Source organism: Peptoniphilus rachelemmaiella (assembly GCF_943169845.1).
Lineage (GTDB): Bacteria > Bacillota > Clostridia > Tissierellales > Peptoniphilaceae > Aedoeadaptatus > Aedoeadaptatus rachelemmaiella.
On the sequence record NZ_CALPBW010000006.1, the window covers coordinates 1 to 17,227 of the forward strand.

The following is a 17,227-nucleotide window of genomic DNA, read 5'->3' on the forward strand; positions in this document are numbered from 1 at the left end:
TCACGCTCTTTTAGTGTAAAATGAGAATAATGATTCATCGTTCCTCCTGGTTGATTGGTTTTCGTCGACATAATTTTACCAGAAAACGGTGAATCATTTTTTGTTGCACTTAGATTGTAAATTCAAGGCGAAAAAAGACCCCCGCCGAAGCGAGGGCCTTTGAGAAAAGCTGAGATTAGTTTTCTTCAGACAATTCTTTGTAGCGTTTGTAGGTTTGTTTTGCATCTTCTTCCGAAGCGTCGAGAAGTTCTTCGCCTTCTTCGGGGGAGCGACGGAGCAAGGATGCGTAACGGTTTTCGCTCATAAGGAATTCGCGATAGGACTTGGAGGGTTCCTTGGAATCCATCTTGAAGGGATTTTCGCCCTTGGCGATGAGCTCGGGATTGTAGTGGTACAGTTGCCAGTAGTTACTTTCGACGGCTTCTTTTTGTTGTTTCGTCGCATAAGCCATACCCTTGGTAATACCGTGGTTGATACAGGGCGAGTAGGCGACGATGAGAGAGGGTCCGTCGTAAGCTTCGGCTTCTTTAATGACCTTGATTAAGTGGTTCATATTGGCACCGAGGGCGACCTTGGCGACGTAGATGTCGCGGTAGCTCATGGCCAACAGACCCAAGTCTTTCTTCGCGGTCTTCTTACCGGCAGCGGCAAATTGTACGACAGCACCCTTCGGGGTAGCCTTCGAAGATTGACCGCCGGTGTTGGCGTAAAGTTCGTTGTCAACGACGAGTACGTTGACGTCGGCGCCGGTTGCGAGGACGTGGTCCAATCCGCCGTAGCCGATGTCATATGCCCAGCCGTCGCCGCCGTACATCCAGAAGGATTTCTTGGTCAGTTGTTCTTTGTGGGCAAGGACATAGTCTCTTGCGACCAACGCTTCGCCGTCGAGATCCAAACGTTTCAGTGCTTCGATTACGGCGTCGCTGCGTTCGCGGGTGCCTTCGCCTTCGTTGTAGTTGTCGACCCATTCCTTAAAGGCAGCTTTTGCTTCCTTGTCGTCGATGGCGGCGTTGACCTTTTCCAGTTCCATGGCGACCTTTTCACGTTGTTGACCGGTAGCCAGGTACAGACCTAAGCAGAATTCCGCATTGTTTTCAAACAACAGGTTGGACCATGCGGGACCGAAGCCTTGGTGGTTGGTGGTGTAAGGTGCGATGGGGAATGCGCAGCCCCAAGCTTGGGAACAGCCCGTGGCATTGGCGATGTACATTCTGTCGCCGAAGAGTTGGGTGAGAAGTTTCGCATAGGGGGATTCGGAACAGCCGGCACAAGCGCCCGAGAATTCGAGGAGCGGTTGTTCGAATTGACTACCCTTAATGGTGAACTTGTTCATGGGATTTTCCTTGTGGGATAAGGTCATGGCGTAATCCCAGTTTTCTTGTTCCGGAAGTTGCGATTCGAAACCTTCGAAGACAAGTGCTTTTTCCTTAGCCGGGCAAGTTTGTACACAGTTACCGCATCCCGTACAGTCGAGGGGATCCACTTGAATGGCAAATTCGTATTGATCGAAGCCCTTGGCGGGGAGGCTGCGGAAGTTTTCCGGTTTGTTCTTTGCTTCTTCTTCATCTAACAAGAAGGGGCGAATGGCTGCGTGGGGGCAGACGAAAGAACATTGGTTACATTGGATACAGTTATCCGGTTGCCAACGGGGTACGTGAACGGCGATGCCGCGTTTTTCGAATTTCGAGGTACCCAAGGGGATGTAGCCGGATTCGTAGCCTTTAAATGCGGATACGGGCAGATCGTCCCCGTGAAGTTCCGTAATGGGAAGCATCATGTTGCGGACGTAATCCGATAAAGTCGGGTCGACTTTCGCCTCTTCCACGGTAAGGTTCTTCCATTCGGCGGGAACGTCGAATTTGTGGAGGTTTTGATAGCCCACTTCGATGGCCTTGTAGTTCATGTTGACGATCTTGTCGCCCTTGTGTTGATAGGATTTCTTGGCGAATTCCTTCATTAAGCGTTCGGCTTCATCCATGGGGATGATTTCGGCGAGCTTAAAGAATGCGGATTGTAAAATCGTGTTGGTACGACGACCTAAGCCGATTTCTTCAGCCAATTCAACGGCATCGATGGTGTAGAATTGAATGTCGTTTTCTGCCAAATACTTTTTAACTTTGTTAGGCAGGTGTTCGGCGAGGGTTTCGTCGTCCCAAGTGGTGTTCATTAAGAAGACGCCGCCCGGACGAATTTCGTTGACGATGTCGTAGCGGGTAATGTAGCTTTGGTTGTGGCAAGCGATGAAGTCGCCGTAGGTAACGGCATTACTGTTACGAATCGGTTCGTGGCCGAAGCGCAGGTTGGATTTGGTGATCCCGCCGGTCTTCTTGGCGTCGTATTCGAAGTAAGCTTGAACGTACATATCCGTGTTGTCGCCAATGATCTTAATGGAGTTTTTGTTGGCACCGACGGTACCGTCGCCGCCCAGACCCCAGAACTTGCAGTTGATGATCTTGGGATTGCGAATAACGAAGCTGCGATCCACCGGTAAGGAACGATAGGTAACATCGTCGACGATACCGACGGTGAAGTCGTCTTTCGGTTCGTTTTGATTTAAGTTTTCGAAGATGGCGTTAATTTGTGCGTGGTCAACGTCTTTCGAGGAAAGGCCGTAGCGACCGCCGTAAATTTCAGGCGCATCTTTGGTGTTGTTGTAAACAGCGGAAACGTCGAGATACAAAGGATCTCTGCCGCCCGGTTCCTTGGTACGGTCGATGACGGAAATCCGTTTGACGCTCTTGGGCATTTCAGCTAAGAAATGTTTTTTGGAGAAGGGGCGATAGAGGTGTACTTGTAAGTAACCGGTCTTTTGGCCTTCTGAATTTAAGCGATCGACGGTGTCTTTAACCAAACCGCTGACAGAACCCATACCGACGATCACGTGTTCTGCATCGTCTGCGCCGTAGTAATTAAAGAGGCGATAGTCCGTGCCCTTTAATTCATTGACTTTGTTCATATAGCTTTCTACGATTTCGGGAAGACGGTCGTAGAAGGTGTTAATGGATTCTCTGGATTGGAAATAGGTATCCGGGTTTTGAACGATCCCTCTTTGTTTCGGGCGTTCCGGATTCATGGCGTTTTGTTTGTAATGTTCGACGGCATCCCAGTTTAAGAGATTGCCCAGATCTTCGTAATCGAAGACTTCGACTTTTTGAATTTCGTGAGAGGTTCTGAAACCGTCGAAGAAATGCATGAAGGGTACGCTGCCTTCAATGGCTGCCAAGTGGGCGACGGCGGCCAAGTTCATGGTTTCTTGAACATCGCCGGATGCGAGCATGGCCCAGCCTGTTTGACGGCAAGCCATAACGTCGGAATGATCCCCGTAAATAGAAAGAACGTGGGAACCTAAGGTACGAGCGGCAACGTGCATAACGCCCGGATAAAGAGAACCGGCGGTACGGAACATACTGGGGATCATCAGGGCCAGACCTTGAGATGCGGTGTAGGTCGTGGTTAATGCGCCTGCTTCCAGCGAACCGTGCAAGGTAGCTGCAGCACCTGCTTCGGCTTGCATTTCTACTAAACGTACTTCTTGTCCGAAAAGATTCTTCTTGCCGTCAGCTGCCCAGCTATCGACTGAGGCTGCCATGGGGGAAGAAGGGGTAATCGGGAAAATTGCTGCTACTTCGGTAAAAGCGTAAGAGACATAAGCCGCCGCTTCGTTACCGTCCATAGACTTATAGACTTTTTCGGTCATGTACACACTCCTTAACATTCTTTCGAGATGATGTTCTATTGTCGGCGGACCGACAGGTGCGGGGAAGGGTTGTGTGAAAACGTTAACACATCGGGCTTCCTCGTCCTCAAAAAACATTATATACAAAGGGTTCTGAAAATGGTAGGTGAATTTCAGAATTCTATCAAAAACACAATTTCTAAAGAATTTTGTCGACAAACAACAATATTGGCAGATAAAAGGGGAAAAAACTAAAAAACAAACGCCGTCATGAAGGCGAAGCAAAACTTTCTCGGCAAAAGATTAAAATTTGCAGTGCTTCTTTTCCCATACTTTTAGAATTTCGACGAATTCCTTCAATTTTATACTTCGATTTTTATGAGTCAATCTTCTTTTCGCGTCCTGCGAATTTTGAAATGGTTAACATCCGGGTCGGATCATGCCCTTTGTGAGCCGCCGGCGAATTGACCGGTGGGAAGAGGAGATGCTGGACACCCGCGACGGAAAAGATTGAGGGCAATGGGCGTCGTATCGCAGGTCGAGGATAGATGAAGATCGATTTATTTGTTGAACCGCCGAGAAAATTAGATTATAATGTACTTTAATTCTCATAAATGAGGAAATGAATGGAATCGACGGTGTCACGTCACGGCGATCGGCGAGAGCGGCGATTTTGTGCGGAGGTAGATATGGATAATTTAAAAGGAAAGAAGAAAGTCAAGGCCATCGGCATCGAGACCTTCGTGTTCCTCGTCATACTAATTGGCGGGTTTTATTTAATCGGTCATAAAATGGGCGTCGGCATGATGTTCAAAACCATGATGGCCACGGCCCACGATTTACTATTACAGACGGTCTTATTGATTATGGCCATGGCTGTGCTCGCCGGGGCCATTAGCGGCGTCATGTCGGAATTCGGCGCCATCGCCTTGATTAACCGCATTTTTGCACCGATGATGAAGCCTGTTTGGGGGATTCCCGGCGCCAGCGTCACCGGTGCCGTGGCTACCTACTTGTCCGACAATCCGGCGATTATATCTTTTGCAAAAGACAAGACCTTTACTCAATACTTCAGAAAGTATCAAGTGCCCGCCCTTTGCAATTTAGGAACATCCTTCGGCATGGGCCTCATCGTCACCACCTTTATGATCTCCCAAGGCCAGGAATTTATGGTCCCGGCCATTATCGGGAATGTGGGCGCCCTCATCGGATCCGTGGTCAGCGTACGCCTCATGCTTATTCAAACGAAGAAGCATTACGGCGATTCGGCCGATGATCCCTACGACGAAACCTTAACGGCAGAAGATCTTGACGGTAAAAATGAATTTCGCTACATTCGCGAAGGCAATCTCTTTCAACGGACGCTGGATGCGCTTCTGGAGGGCGGAAGAAACGGCGTGGACATGGGCGTGTCCATTATTCCCGGCGTGCTCATCGTCTGTACTTTCGTCATGATGATTACCTTTGGCCCCGGTGAAGGCGGCCATTACACCGGCGCCGCCTACGAAGGCGTGGAGTTTTTGCCCCTGGTCGGTCAAAAGCTGCAATTTATCTTTGAGCCGATTTTCGGATTCCAATCGCCGGAAGCCATCGCCTTTCCCATTACGGCCTTAGGCGCCGTCGGGGCGGCCATTTCCCTGGTACCGAATTTTATTAAAACAGGGGTGGCCCTACCCAATGACATCGCCGTTTTTACGGCCATGGGGATGTGCTGGTCCGGCTATTTAAGCACCCATATCGCCATGATGGATGCCCTGGATTCCAGAGAGCTGGCAGGCAAGGCAATTTTGTCGCACACCATCGGCGGCTTGGTGGCAGGGGTCGCGGCCCACTTCATTTACATGCTCATCGCTTAAGAGAAAGGCGCAGAGGGATCTGCGCTTTTTTGTTGCACGGAGAAGGTTTTGTGTTAAAATTCATATAGATTACTTTGAAAGAAACGGGGAATTAATTTGCAATCGATGAATAAAAAGAAATTACAAACCTACGCGATCCTTGGCCTGGTCATGATCTTGTTAAGGCAAGGGGCCATGGCGGCGGGCTTCTTCCGCGAACCGACGGATACCTTAGCCACCTGGGCCATGATTCTTGCCGCCATCGGATTTTTCGTGTTTCACTACGAGCTGCGTCGGGGCAAGGGCATCTCCGCCGACGGAGAAGAAGAACTTTTCGGCGGGCCGAAGCTACACGGCGGGCTGCTCGTCGCCCTTTCTCTCTTCTTTTTCTCTTGGACCTTGGCGAAGGGGATCATTATACTCATTATGTTTGGAGGCGTGCTCCTGCTTTTCACCAAGCTCATTCGAAATGTGAACCAAAAATAAATGTTGGCGACGGGATCTCGTAGGGGGTCCTGTTTTTTTGCTGATTTTTTTAATTTCAAACAGAGAGAAGTAATAATAGAGCCGAAGCTTGTGTATTTGCAAATGGTGGGGGTAAAAATGATAAATCAGAACGAATCCCACGGGCGCGGACCGTGGATCAATCGTTAACGGAAAAGAGTCTCTATGGAAAAAGTCAAAAAAATTTTACAGCGGGATTTAAAGCGGCTTCGCTCCAACGGTGCGGCGCTACTGGTTTTAATGGGCATTTGTCTTTTGCCCTCTTTTTACGCGTGGTTTAATATTGCCGCGAACATGGATCCCTACGGAAATTTGAATCAAGTGAAAATTGCCGTAGCCAACGAAGACAGGGCCGTCCCCTTTCAGGGCAAGGACCTAAATGCCGGCGACGAAATTATCAAGCAATTAAAAACGAACGATCAGCTTGGGTGGACTTTCGTGGACAAAGCCCGCGCCATTGAAGGCGTGAAGGCGGGGAAGTATTACGCCGCCATCGTCATTCCCTCGGATTTTTCCTCGTCCTTTCTCTCGATTTTAGATGAAGGCGCCATTCGCTTTCCGGCGCTGGATTACTACGTCAACGAAAAATTAAACGCCATTGCCCCGAAGATTACCTCCACGGGCATGGGCACCTTGGAAGCTGAAATCGACAGCCGCTTTGTGGCCATGAGCTCGGAGATTTTAGGAAAGAAATTGGCGGCGTCCACCGGAGAACTTCGCGCCGAGGCGGAGGAGAAGAAAGCGCAGGCCATTCACAGCCTGGAAAAAGTGGGCAAAAATCTGGCGGAATACGAGACGGTTTTAAAAAATATGGATGAAGAGATGAACCGCCTGTCGGATTTAAGCCACCGTGCTCGCGGGGACGTGGCGTCGCTGAAAGAGGCGGTAAAAAAAGGCGAACTAACGCTGGACGAAGCGGCGGGGCTCTTGGAAGAGACCCGAAAAGAAAGTGAAAAAATGATCGGCGCCTACGAAAATCTCATGGAAGAGATGAACCGCATGGTGCAGGTGGCCGATGCCTATTCGGAAAAGAAGCATCAGTCTCTGGACGGCGACTTTACTTATGAAAGAAGCGGCAACCGCCGGGCCCTCGTGGACATGGAATTGATTAACGGATTAAACGGCGAGGTGCTAAAGGATTTAGAAGACCTTTCGCCAATCCCAAAGGCGGCAAAACCACTGGATATCTTGGGGCGCAGTCGCCAAATCAATCGCAGAAACGGCGAGATAATCGCCGCGGTGAAGGAACAACAGGCGATCCTCGATTCGGCGGAGGCGTCATTGAAAAAAAGCCACCTACGCATTCAGCAGCGCCTCAAGGAATCCTCCGATCAACGGAAGGCCTTTGAGCAAGCTTACCGCAGCAGCATTCCGCCTGCCGTGAATCAAAGCTTCGACCTGTTCAATCAAGTGGAAGGCCATCTTTCCGGTACCTTGGCCACCCTGCCCACCCTTTTAGACGAATTCGATCAACTCCTGGGGAGCACGGAAGCCATGACCGAAGAGGCGCACAAAACCGTGGCGAACAGCTTGGATAGCTTGAAGCGGGCCCAAGACAGCATTTCCGGCTTGCAAAAGGATTTGGGGCAGTTGGCTCGAGGGCCCCTCTACGAAAAAATTCGCGAGGCCACCCGTGTGGACGAAAAGACATTTACCACCTTTATGGAAAGCCCGGTGACGGTGCATTCCCACGTCGTTTACGAAAGCGAAAACTACGGTAGCGCCATGACGCCCTTTTTTACCAATCTGGCTCTGTGGGTCGGCGGCATGATCCTCATATCAATTTTAAAAATCGACGTGGACCGAGAAGACGATCTTGAGCCGTTGACATTTAAAGAAGGCTACTTCGCTCGCTTGGGCCTATTTGTTCTCGTCGGCCTCGCCCAGGCGTTCATCGTCGGTGCCGGCGATTTGTACCTCTTGAAGGTGCAGTGCGCCCACCCCTTCCTCTTTATTCTCACGGCCCTTTTTGCCTCCCTGGCCTATGTGTCCATCATCTATTCCTTGGCTGCCACCTTCAGAAACATCGGCAAGGCCATTGCAGTCATCGTGCTCATCCTGCAGATTCCCGGCGCTTCCGGCACCTACCCCATCGAAATGATGGCGCCGTTTTTTAGGTCCATTTATCCGGCCCTGCCCTTTCACTACGGCATCGACGCCATGCGGGAAGCCATGCTCGGCATCTATGGCTACCATTTGGCGAAAGACTGGCTCCTGCTTATGGCCTATGTGCCCGTCTCCCTCGTTATCGGCCTGGTGGGGCCCCACATCTTCGGCAAGCTCAATCATATTTTCGACTTAAAACTGGCTCAAAGCGAATTGATTCACGGCGATCTTCCGAAGAGACAACGCCTTATAGGTGCGGATCTGATTCCCATGATTCTCGCTTCAGACGTGGCGGGCCTTGCGCGGAAAAGAGAAAAGCATCGACGATTTTTTGCCGCCTACGAAAAAAAGAAGATCTACGCCTTTGGAGCCCTGGCCGTGGTGCCTGCCGTCTTCCTTTGCTTGCTCCTGGGCATGGACAGCAAGATCCGCTACCTGGTGATTTGGGTCGCATCCATCATCGCCTTTGCCACCTACTTGATTTGGTTGGAATATTACCGTTATCGTTACGAGGAGGAAGAAAAGTGGATGGATCTTTCCGAATCAGAAGTCTTGGACCGTTTGAAAGGCAAGGATGCCCATGAAAAAGATTAAGCAGCATATTAAGGAAGACTTTTCCAGAATAAAAAACAACAGCATCGTCTTCGTGGTCTTTTTAGGTATCAGCCTGATCCCTTCGCTCTACGCCTGGTTCAACATCGCCGCCTCCTGGGATCCCTACAAACACACGGAGCACATTCCCATGGCCGTGGTCAACGAAGACAAGGGCTATGAACCGACCCTCATTCCGAAAACCTTCGCCATCGGCGAGAAGGTAAAGATGAATCTCGCCGTGGAAGATACGGTGGATTGGGTGTTTACGGATCGCAAAGATGCCGTGGAAGGCGTGAAAAGCGGTCGTTATTACGCCGCCATCATTATTCCCGAGGATTTCAGCGAAAAGATGTTTTCCTTCCTTTCCCCGGCGGGGGAGGCGCCGGAATTGGAATACTATGTAAACGAAAAGAAAAACGCCATCGCTCCGAAAGTCGTTGGAAAAGAAGCGGGGAATCTGACGGATTGGGTGAAAGAAACCTTCACAAAAACCCTCTACGACACGGCCTTCGACTCCCTTTTAACCTTTAAAGAAGACGGGGAGAATGCCCGCGTCGACGGGCTGTGGAATCGGCTGCAGCAGCAGCTGACACAAAGCGGCGAGACATTGGACGCCCAGGCCGCCACCCTCAGATCCTTTAAACAATTGGCGGAGGCCTCTCAAGTGGTGATGAAAAGCGGCGACAGCCTTATGGACACATCGAGGAATACCCTGGAAGAAAACATGGCCCACATGAAAAGCGATCGAAAGGATTTGAAGGCATTAAAATCCACACTAAACGAATTTCGGAAAAACATGGAAACGGCACTGGATAAAAACCTCCGCTACATGGAAACGATCAGCGGCGATGTGGACGATCTCTTCGCAGAAGGAGAGAAGCATCGAGACCGCCTTGTGGCCAATCGCCGGGCCGTGATCCGCACCTTGGAACAAGACATCGCGGACAAAGAGGACATGGAGAAAAAGGTCACGGATTTAAACAATGGGCTCCCCGTGCCCCTTGGGGGCCTCGAGGGGGCGGCGGAGAAGATTCGCCGGAGCAAAGGCTATGAGGCGGCCATGTTGCGGGCCCTGGAAGCGGTAGACGACAAAGGGGTCACGACACACGACGATGTCGCCGCCCTGCGCCGGGAATTTCTCGAGAGCAAAAAGAAAAACGAAGACAATTTGAAATCCCTTCGGCGAGAAATGAACGACACCCTCCTCGGGCCCATGGAATCCCTTCAAAAAAAATTGGACGGGGTAGGCGCAGACACGGAAAAACTTTGGGCCGACGCCGATCAATCGGCGAGGGAAGTGGCACGCCTGTCGGAGAAACTGCAGGGAAATCTTTCCGCCCTTTCCCGCCACATGGACACATCCATCCAACTAATCGACGGGGCAAAACATGCCGTCGACGATCTCTATAGCCGCACCGTGGTGTTGGAAAATGCCGAGGGCGTGGATAAAATCAAGCTCTTTTTGTCGGAAGATACGAAGCAGTTAAGCCAATTTCTGTCTAAACCCATTGAGACGCGGGTGCACCCCATCTTTGCCGTGGAAAACTACGGCTCGGCCATGGCGGCTTTTTACACCACCTTGGCATTGTGGGTGGGCGCCGTGATTCAGGTCGCTTTAATCGACGTAAAGACGCCGGCGTCCTACGAGAAAAAATACGGCCCCTTTAAGCCCCACGAACAATACTTCGGCAGGCTGGGCCTGTTTCTTTTCATCGCCACCATCCAGAGCCTGCTCATGGCCCTGGGGGATCTGTACTTTTTGGGAATTCAGTGCTTGCATCCGGCCCATTTCCTCTTCGCCGCCTGGGCGGCGTCGATGGTCTTTACCGTGCTTATCTACACCTTGACCATCTCCTTCGGCGACATCGGAAAAGCCATTTGCGTGGTCCTAATGGTCATTCAGGTGGCGGGCAGCGGCGGCACCTTTCCCATCGACGTGGCGCCGCGGTTTTTCAAGGCCCTGTATCCCTTCCTGCCCTTTGTCCACAGCATGAACGCCATGAAAGAAACCATCGGCGGATTTTACGGCACCATGTACCTTCAATCCCTGTTGAACCTTACGCTCTATCTCGCCTTCGCCCTCATCCTCGGTCTCGTCCTCAGAAAACCCATTATGGAAATAAACGATCGCTTCACGGAGCGTTTGGAAGAGACGAAACTCATGTAAACAAAAGCTACAAAGAATCTTCTCTGAACCGAGAAATCAGGGGAGATTTTTTATTGCGCCCAGGCTTTAGAAGAAAATAGGAACAGAATTTTATATTATCTTGACTTTCGGACTTTAGTGGATTAAAATATTATAAACTTAAGAGAGAGCTTAAGTGAAAAATACATAGGGATTTAGGAGAGATGACTATGAAACTAAGAAACAGACGCTTTTTGTCGATGGCGCTCGTAGCCATGATGCTGTTAGTCTTTACGGCAGCCTGTACCAAAGTCGATACTGGAAATTCCGGTAACAAAGGCGGCGATGCACCGAAAGAAGCGACGCGCGCAAAATTTGAAACCTTAAAAGACGGCGACCCGATTCACATCGGTATTGTAACCGGTACCGTATCTCAAGCGGAAGACGAATTCCGTGCGGCTCAAGAAGCCATTAAGAAATACGGCAACGCCGACGAAGGCGGCATGATTCGCCACGACACTTACCCCGACCGTTTCGAAGCGGAACAAGAAACCACCATTTCCAAAATTGTCGCCATGGCAGACGACCCGGATATGCGTGCTGTTATCGTGAACCAAGCCGTTCCCGGAACCTCCGCCGCATTCCAACAAATCCGCGCCAAACGCCCGGACATCATCTTAATCAACTTAACCGCACAAGAAGATACGGTAATGGCTGAAAACAGCTCGGACTTAGTATTAGATGCCGACAACGTCAGCCGCGGCTACCGCATCATCAAGGCAGCAAAAGACATGGGCGCAACGAAGTTTGCTCACATTACCTTCCCCCGCCACATGTCCATCGAGCTTTTGGCTCTGCGTCGTGCCATTATGGAAGAAGCCTGCAAGGATTTAGGTCTTGAATTTATTTCCTTAAACGCACCTGACCCCACCACTGACATCGGTGTTCCCGGCGCACAACAATACATCGCAGAAAACATTCAACCCTGGATCGACAAATACGGTAAGGACACGGCGTTCTTCTGTACCAATGACGCCCACACGGAACCCTTGTTAAGAGGGGTTGCAGCCGGCGGCGCCATCTTCGTAGAACAAGACTTACCTTCCCCGATTATGGGTTATCCGAAAGCATTCTCCGTCGACATTCAAGACAAGGCCGGTGACTGGAAAGCCATCAATGCAGAAGTTGAAAAAGCCGTTGTCGCAGCCGGCGGTTCCGGTCGCATGGGTACCTGGGCATACTCCTTAGGTTACTCCCTCACCTTAGGTGCCGTTGACTTAGTACAACAAGTACTCCACGGCAAAATGGAACTGACCAATATCGACAACATCATCGACTGCATCGACAACTACACCGAAGGTGCCAAGTGGATGGCTGTTAACTACGTGGATCGCGCAAGCGGCGAAAAGAAAGACAACCACATCTTGCTCGCACAAGACACCTATGTCTACGGCAAGGGTTACCTGGGCATGGATAAGGTTGAAGTACCTGAAAAATACATGACCATGAATATCGACTTGGATGCCATTAAAGCTTCGCAAGAACAAGCTGAAGGCGAAACAGGTGAATAATCGTTCAACACACGATCATATGCATTGGAGATAAACCAGCGATCTTCGTTGGTTTATTTCTCATTAGGAGGTAAATTTTGGCTGAGAACATGATGGAGGTCCGACATGTCGAAAAGCGCTTTGGCGAAAACGTCGTATTAAAAGACGTAAGCTTCTCCTTAAAGCCCGGTGAAATCCTCGGGCTGGTCGGCGAAAACGGCGCAGGCAAATCGACCTTAATGAATATCATCTTCGGAATGGAAGTCATTCGGGAAACCGGAGGCTTCGACGGAGAAATCCTACTGAACGGCGAACCCATTGATTTTAAATCACCTATCGACGCCTTGGATGCGGGCATCGGCATGGTTCACCAGGAATTTAACTTAATTCCCGGGTTCACCGCCGCCGAAAACATTACGTTTAATATGGAGCGCACCAAGCAATCGGTGATCTCCTCCATCTTCGGAAAAAAGTATGCCACCATTGACACGGAGGCAAACATCGCCCTCTCCGGCGAATCCCTCGATACATTAGGCGTGAGCATCGACCCGAAAGGGATGGTCTCCGAAATGCCTGTAGGACATAAACAGTTTATCGAAATCGCGCGGGAAATTACTCGCGAAGACGTGAAGCTCATTATTATGGACGAGCCCACCGCCGTCTTAACCGAATCGGAAGCCGATCAACTGATGAAGGCCCTTCAACGGTTGTCGGACATGGGCATCGCCATTATCTTCATTACCCACCGCTTGCGTGAAATTCTGAGCATTTGCGATTCCATCGTCGTGCTTCGCGACGGAGAAATCGTGGAAAGCCGAAAGAACGAAGGCTTGAGCATCGATCAAATCGCCGCGTGGATGGTGGGCCGTGAAAACGGCATTCGCCCCGAAGGAAAAGACCCCAATCGGAAAGTGTCCGAAGAAGTGGCCCTGAGCATACGAAATTTGGCGGTGGATATGCCCGGCGAACAGGTTTACGACGTGAATCTCGACGTGCGGGAAGGGGAGATTTTAGGCATCGCCGGTCTCGCCGGCCAAGGCAAACTCGGCATCGCCAACGGCATCTTGGGCACCTATCCCGTATCCGGTTCCGTGGAATTTCACGGAAAGCCCCTGGCCCTCGGCCACACCAATAAAATTTTAAAAAGCAAGATCGCCTTTGTCTCCGAAGACCGACGAGGCGTGGGTCTTTTACTGGACGAACCCATTTACTGGAACATCTCCTTTAACGCCATGCAGGTGCAAAACAAGTTCATCAAACGGGTTTTGGGCATGCGTTTTAGAGATGAAGCGGAAATGAAACGGGTTTCCGACGAATACATTCAGTCCCTGGCCATTAAAACCACAGGTGGCCACCAAAAGGCGGGGAACCTCTCCGGAGGCAATCAACAAAAAGTCTGCTTGGCCAAGGCCCTGTGCATGGATCCGGAGCTTTTGTTTGTATCGGAACCGACGCGGGGCATCGATATCGGCGCCAAGGAATTGGTGTTAAACGCCCTTGAAAAGATTAATCGAGAAGAAGAGACGACCATCGTCATGATTTCTTCAGAATTAGAAGAATTGCGCAGCATTTGCGACCGCATCGCCGTCATTTGCGAAGGGCGCATTGCGGGCATCTTGCCTGCCACGGCAGATCCCGGCCAATTCGGCTTGTTAATGAGTGGTGAGAAAGTAGAGGTGGATACACGTGAATAAAACATGGATTCAACGAATCGGGCTGCCTCGACTGATCATCGGTCTATTCCTATTGGCCCTGTTTGCCGCGGCACCGGCCGCCGGCGTGTCTTTGGCGGATTCCATTCAAAACGTCTTGGCCCGCTTCGGCATGTTTTCTATTTTGGTACTGAGCTTGATTCCCATGGTGCAATCGGGCTGCGGGCTGAACTTCGGTTTGCCCATCGGCATCGTCGCCGGTATTTTAGGCGGCGTGACCAGCATTGAATTCGGTCTGACCGGATTCGCCGGCATCTTCTTGGGGATGCTTTTAGGTGCCTTGGTTGCCGTCGTCTTCGGCTGGGGCTATGGCGTCTTACTCAATAAAATCAAAGGCGACGAAATGTTGATCGCCACCTATGTGGGCTATTCCTTTACGGCCTTTATGTGCATGATCTATTTGATCCTGCCCTACAAAAATCCGGTCTCCGTATTGAGCTACGCCGGTAAAGGCCTTTCCCAACAAATTCCCGTCGCCGCCTACTGGATGCACAACACCGTCGATGCCGCAGGCACCAGAAGCTCCACCGGCGTCTTGACGGACTTCTTGAGCTTCCACATTTTCGGCGTGCGCATTCCCGTAGGGATGTATTTGATCTTCGCCGTCTTGGCCCTGGCCGTGTGGGCCTTCTTCCGCACGAAAACCGGTACGGCCATGACCGCCGTAGGATCCAATCCCGAATACGCCAGAGCCGGTGGTATCAACATTAATCGTATGCGTCTGTTCTCGGTTATTCTTTCCACCGTCATCGCTGCCGTGGGCATTATCGTCTATCAACAATCCTACGGATTTATTCAGCTTTATCAATCGCCCTTGTCCTTTACCTTCCAAACCGTGGCGGCCCTTTTAATCGGCGGCGCCAGTATTAACAAGGCAAATATTCCCAATGTCATCATCGGGACCTTCTTGTTCCAAGGGATTATTACCTTGACGCCGACGGTCATTAACGGGGCCATTAACATCGACGTGTCGGAAGTACTCAGATTGATCGTCACCAACGGTATGATCGTCTACGCATTGACCAGGAGGAACAATAATGAATAAGTCCTTTACATCAAAGCTGTCGCGATACGCGGTGCCGATTCTGTTTATTATCATCATCGCCATCGGCTTATGGATCGCCAGGCCGCCTTTGAGCTATGTTACTTCGGAAATCGGAAAGCGCATGGTGCGCAACACCTTCCTCGTCCTTTCTTTGATTATCCCCATTGTCGCCGGCATGGGCATTAACTTCGGTATCCCCTTGGGCGCCATGAGCGGCCAAATCGGTCTGATCTTTGCCCAAGACTGGGGCATTACAGGGCCGGCGGGCATTTTAGTCGCCGTGTTAATCGGTACGCCCATCGCCATTTTGCTGGGTAAATTCTCCGGCCACGTATTAAATCGTGCCAGAGGACGAGAAATGATCACCTCCATGATGCTCGCCTTCTTTATGCTGGGCGTGTACATGCTCTTTTTGCTCTATCTGTGTGGGTCTTTGGTGCCCATGCACAATCAGGCCATGATTTTGTCGAAAGGCTACGGGATCAAAAACTCCATCACCCTTACTTCGGGTCACGCCATCGACAACATCTTGCTTTACAACATCAATTTCCCCGTGTCGGCCACCCAAAGGGTAAACATCGACATTCCCGTGGTTACCATTTTAATCATCGCCCTGCTCTGCGCCTTTATCGTATGGTTTAAAAAGACCAAGCTGGGACACGACATGAAGGCCGTGGGGATGGATCAAGTGATTTCCGGAAACGCCGGGATCTACTCCGACAAAGTGCGGGTACAATCCATCGTGATCTCCACCGTACTCGCTTGCTACGGGCAAATTATCTATTTGCAAAACATCGGTACCCTGGCCACTTACGCCGGGCAAGACCAAGCGGCCCTTTATGCGGCAGCGTCGATTCTCGTCGGCGGCGCCAGCGTTATGCGGGCCACCATTCCCAATGCCGTCATCGGGACCATGTTGTTCCACTTAATGTTTATTATTCTGCCTCAAGCCGGACGTATCTTAACCGGCGATGCCATGATGGGCGAGTACTTCCGTACCTTTATCTCCTACGGTGTTGTTACCGTAGCCTTGATTATGCACGCCTACAATCGCATCAAACAAGCGGAAGAAGCACGTCAGGAAAACAAACGACAGGCATTAGGTGAAGGAGAGGATTCCTCCCCGACGCCTGCATCTTAAATAAAGTTGCTTCGCCTAAGAGGCGAGAAAAGGGCGCCCGGTGCGCTCTTTTTTCTTAACCGCGTATCTGCAAAAACGCGGCGATAGGATGTATTTGCGGGAGGTGTTTTATGTTTCGAAAAGAAGTAGAAAGCGTCGCTCAGGCGGCGGCGGACAAGGTTCGTTTTTTAAATGAAAACCCCACAGGTTATTTCGCCTCGTCTCTCCTGGCGGGGATGTTTATCGGCTTCGGCATCTTGCTTTCTTTTACCATCGGCGCCATGGGCTCCATGCCTCTTATGAAACTTTTCATGGGCATGTCCTTTGCCTGCGCCTTAAGCTTGGTCATTATGGCGGGGGCGGAGCTGTTTACGGGAAATAACCTGGTCATGGCCGCGGGCTTTCTGGAAAACACGGTCTCGGCCAAAGATGTGTTGAAACTTTGGGTGATCTGTTACGTGGGCAATTGGATCGGGAGCATTCTCCTCGCCTGGATCTTTGCCCACACGGGCCTTATGACCGAGGCCTTTTGTGCCGCCGTGGCACCGGTGGCGGCGGCGAAGGTGAGCATTCCCTTCGGCGCTTTGCTTTTGCGGGCCACATTATGCAATATGCTGGTCTGCCTCGCCGTGTGGTGCTCCATAAAAATGACCTCGGAGTCGGGGAAGCTTATCATGGTTTTCTGGATCATCGTCATCTTTTTTACGGCGGGCTTCGAACACTCCGTTGCCAATATGGTGCTTTTATCCCTGGATTTTATGGCGCCGGGGACGGCCATGACCATGGGAAGTTATTTTTACAACATTTTAACGGCAACCTTGGGCAATATGATCGGCGGCATTTTCTTCGTCGCCGTGCCCTACACCCTTATGGCAAAGAAATAATTTTACGCCATGAAATAGAGAAGCGATCGGCATTCGGTCGCTTTTTCCTTGTTTTCATGCTTTCCACGGCCTTTCA

10 protein-coding genes are annotated in these 17,227 nt (G+C 50.8%); 9 read left to right on the forward strand and 1 reads right to left on the reverse strand.

What is annotated here, in order from left to right; genetic code table 11:
* Positions 1-175: 175 nt before the first annotated feature.
* Complete coding sequence (gene nifJ / locus KO087_RS03575) at positions 176-3,697, reverse strand: pyruvate:ferredoxin (flavodoxin) oxidoreductase (protein WP_215507808.1); 3,522 nt, start codon at positions 3,695-3,697, stop codon at positions 176-178.
* A gap of 668 nt (positions 3,698-4,365) precedes the next feature.
* Here nifJ and KO087_RS03580 point away from each other — a divergent pair.
* From KO087_RS03580 to KO087_RS03620, 9 genes are all read left to right on the forward strand, one after another.
* Positions 4,366-5,532, forward strand: coding sequence for a CD0519/CD1768 family membrane protein (locus tag KO087_RS03580; RefSeq protein WP_215507809.1), 1,167 nt, complete (start codon positions 4,366-4,368; stop codon positions 5,530-5,532).
* A gap of 105 nt (positions 5,533-5,637) precedes the next feature.
* Positions 5,638-5,997: a hypothetical protein gene (locus tag KO087_RS03585; RefSeq protein WP_215507811.1), complete on the forward strand. Its 360-nt coding sequence runs from the start codon at positions 5,638-5,640 to the stop codon at positions 5,995-5,997.
* 183 nt (positions 5,998-6,180) lie between these two features.
* Positions 6,181-8,715, forward strand: a complete 2,535-nt coding sequence (locus KO087_RS03590) for a YhgE/Pip domain-containing protein (protein ID WP_215507813.1) — start codon at positions 6,181-6,183, stop codon at positions 8,713-8,715.
* Positions 8,702-10,882, forward strand: coding sequence for a YhgE/Pip domain-containing protein (locus tag KO087_RS03595; RefSeq protein WP_215507815.1), 2,181 nt, complete (start codon positions 8,702-8,704; stop codon positions 10,880-10,882). The genes KO087_RS03590 and KO087_RS03595 overlap by 14 nt, the downstream gene beginning before the upstream one ends.
* Positions 10,883-11,070: 188 nt before the next feature.
* Positions 11,071-12,411, forward strand: coding sequence for a DUF3798 domain-containing protein (locus tag KO087_RS03600; RefSeq protein ID WP_215507817.1), 1,341 nt, complete (start codon positions 11,071-11,073; stop codon positions 12,409-12,411).
* Positions 12,412-12,488: 77 nt separating this feature from the next.
* Positions 12,489-14,084, forward strand: coding sequence for a sugar ABC transporter ATP-binding protein (locus KO087_RS03605; RefSeq protein WP_215507819.1), 1,596 nt, complete (start codon positions 12,489-12,491; stop codon positions 14,082-14,084).
* A complete protein-coding gene (locus tag KO087_RS03610) occupies positions 14,077-15,147 on the forward strand; it encodes an ABC transporter permease subunit (RefSeq protein ID WP_251374905.1) in 1,071 nt (356 codons plus the stop codon). Before KO087_RS03605 ends, KO087_RS03610 begins: the two co-directional genes overlap by 8 nt.
* Positions 15,140-16,288, forward strand: a complete 1,149-nt coding sequence (locus tag KO087_RS03615; protein WP_215507821.1) for an ABC transporter permease subunit — start codon at positions 15,140-15,142, stop codon at positions 16,286-16,288. Before KO087_RS03610 ends, KO087_RS03615 begins: the two co-directional genes overlap by 8 nt.
* A gap of 110 nt (positions 16,289-16,398) precedes the next feature.
* Positions 16,399-17,151: a formate/nitrite transporter family protein gene (locus tag KO087_RS03620; protein ID WP_215507823.1), complete on the forward strand. Its 753-nt coding sequence runs from the start codon at positions 16,399-16,401 to the stop codon at positions 17,149-17,151.
* Positions 17,152-17,227: the final 76 nt, after the last annotated feature.

Excerpts from the sequence above, each read along its gene's own strand:
- nifJ (WP_215507808.1), bottom strand. The coding sequence starts at position 3,697 with ATGACCGAAAAAGTCTATAAGTCTATGGACGGTAACGAAGCGGCGGCT.
- KO087_RS03580 (WP_215507809.1), top strand. The coding sequence starts at position 4,366 with ATGGATAATTTAAAAGGAAAGAAGAAAGTCAAGGCCATCGGCATCGAG.
- KO087_RS03585 (WP_215507811.1), top strand. The coding sequence starts at position 5,638 with ATGAATAAAAAGAAATTACAAACCTACGCGATCCTTGGCCTGGTCATG.
- KO087_RS03590 (WP_215507813.1), top strand. The coding sequence starts at position 6,181 with ATGGAAAAAGTCAAAAAAATTTTACAGCGGGATTTAAAGCGGCTTCGC.
- KO087_RS03595 (WP_215507815.1), top strand. The coding sequence starts at position 8,702 with ATGAAAAAGATTAAGCAGCATATTAAGGAAGACTTTTCCAGAATAAAA.
- KO087_RS03600 (WP_215507817.1), top strand. The coding sequence starts at position 11,071 with ATGAAACTAAGAAACAGACGCTTTTTGTCGATGGCGCTCGTAGCCATG.
- KO087_RS03615 (WP_215507821.1), top strand. The coding sequence starts at position 15,140 with ATGAATAAGTCCTTTACATCAAAGCTGTCGCGATACGCGGTGCCGATT.
- KO087_RS03620 (WP_215507823.1), top strand. The coding sequence starts at position 16,399 with ATGTTTCGAAAAGAAGTAGAAAGCGTCGCTCAGGCGGCGGCGGACAAG.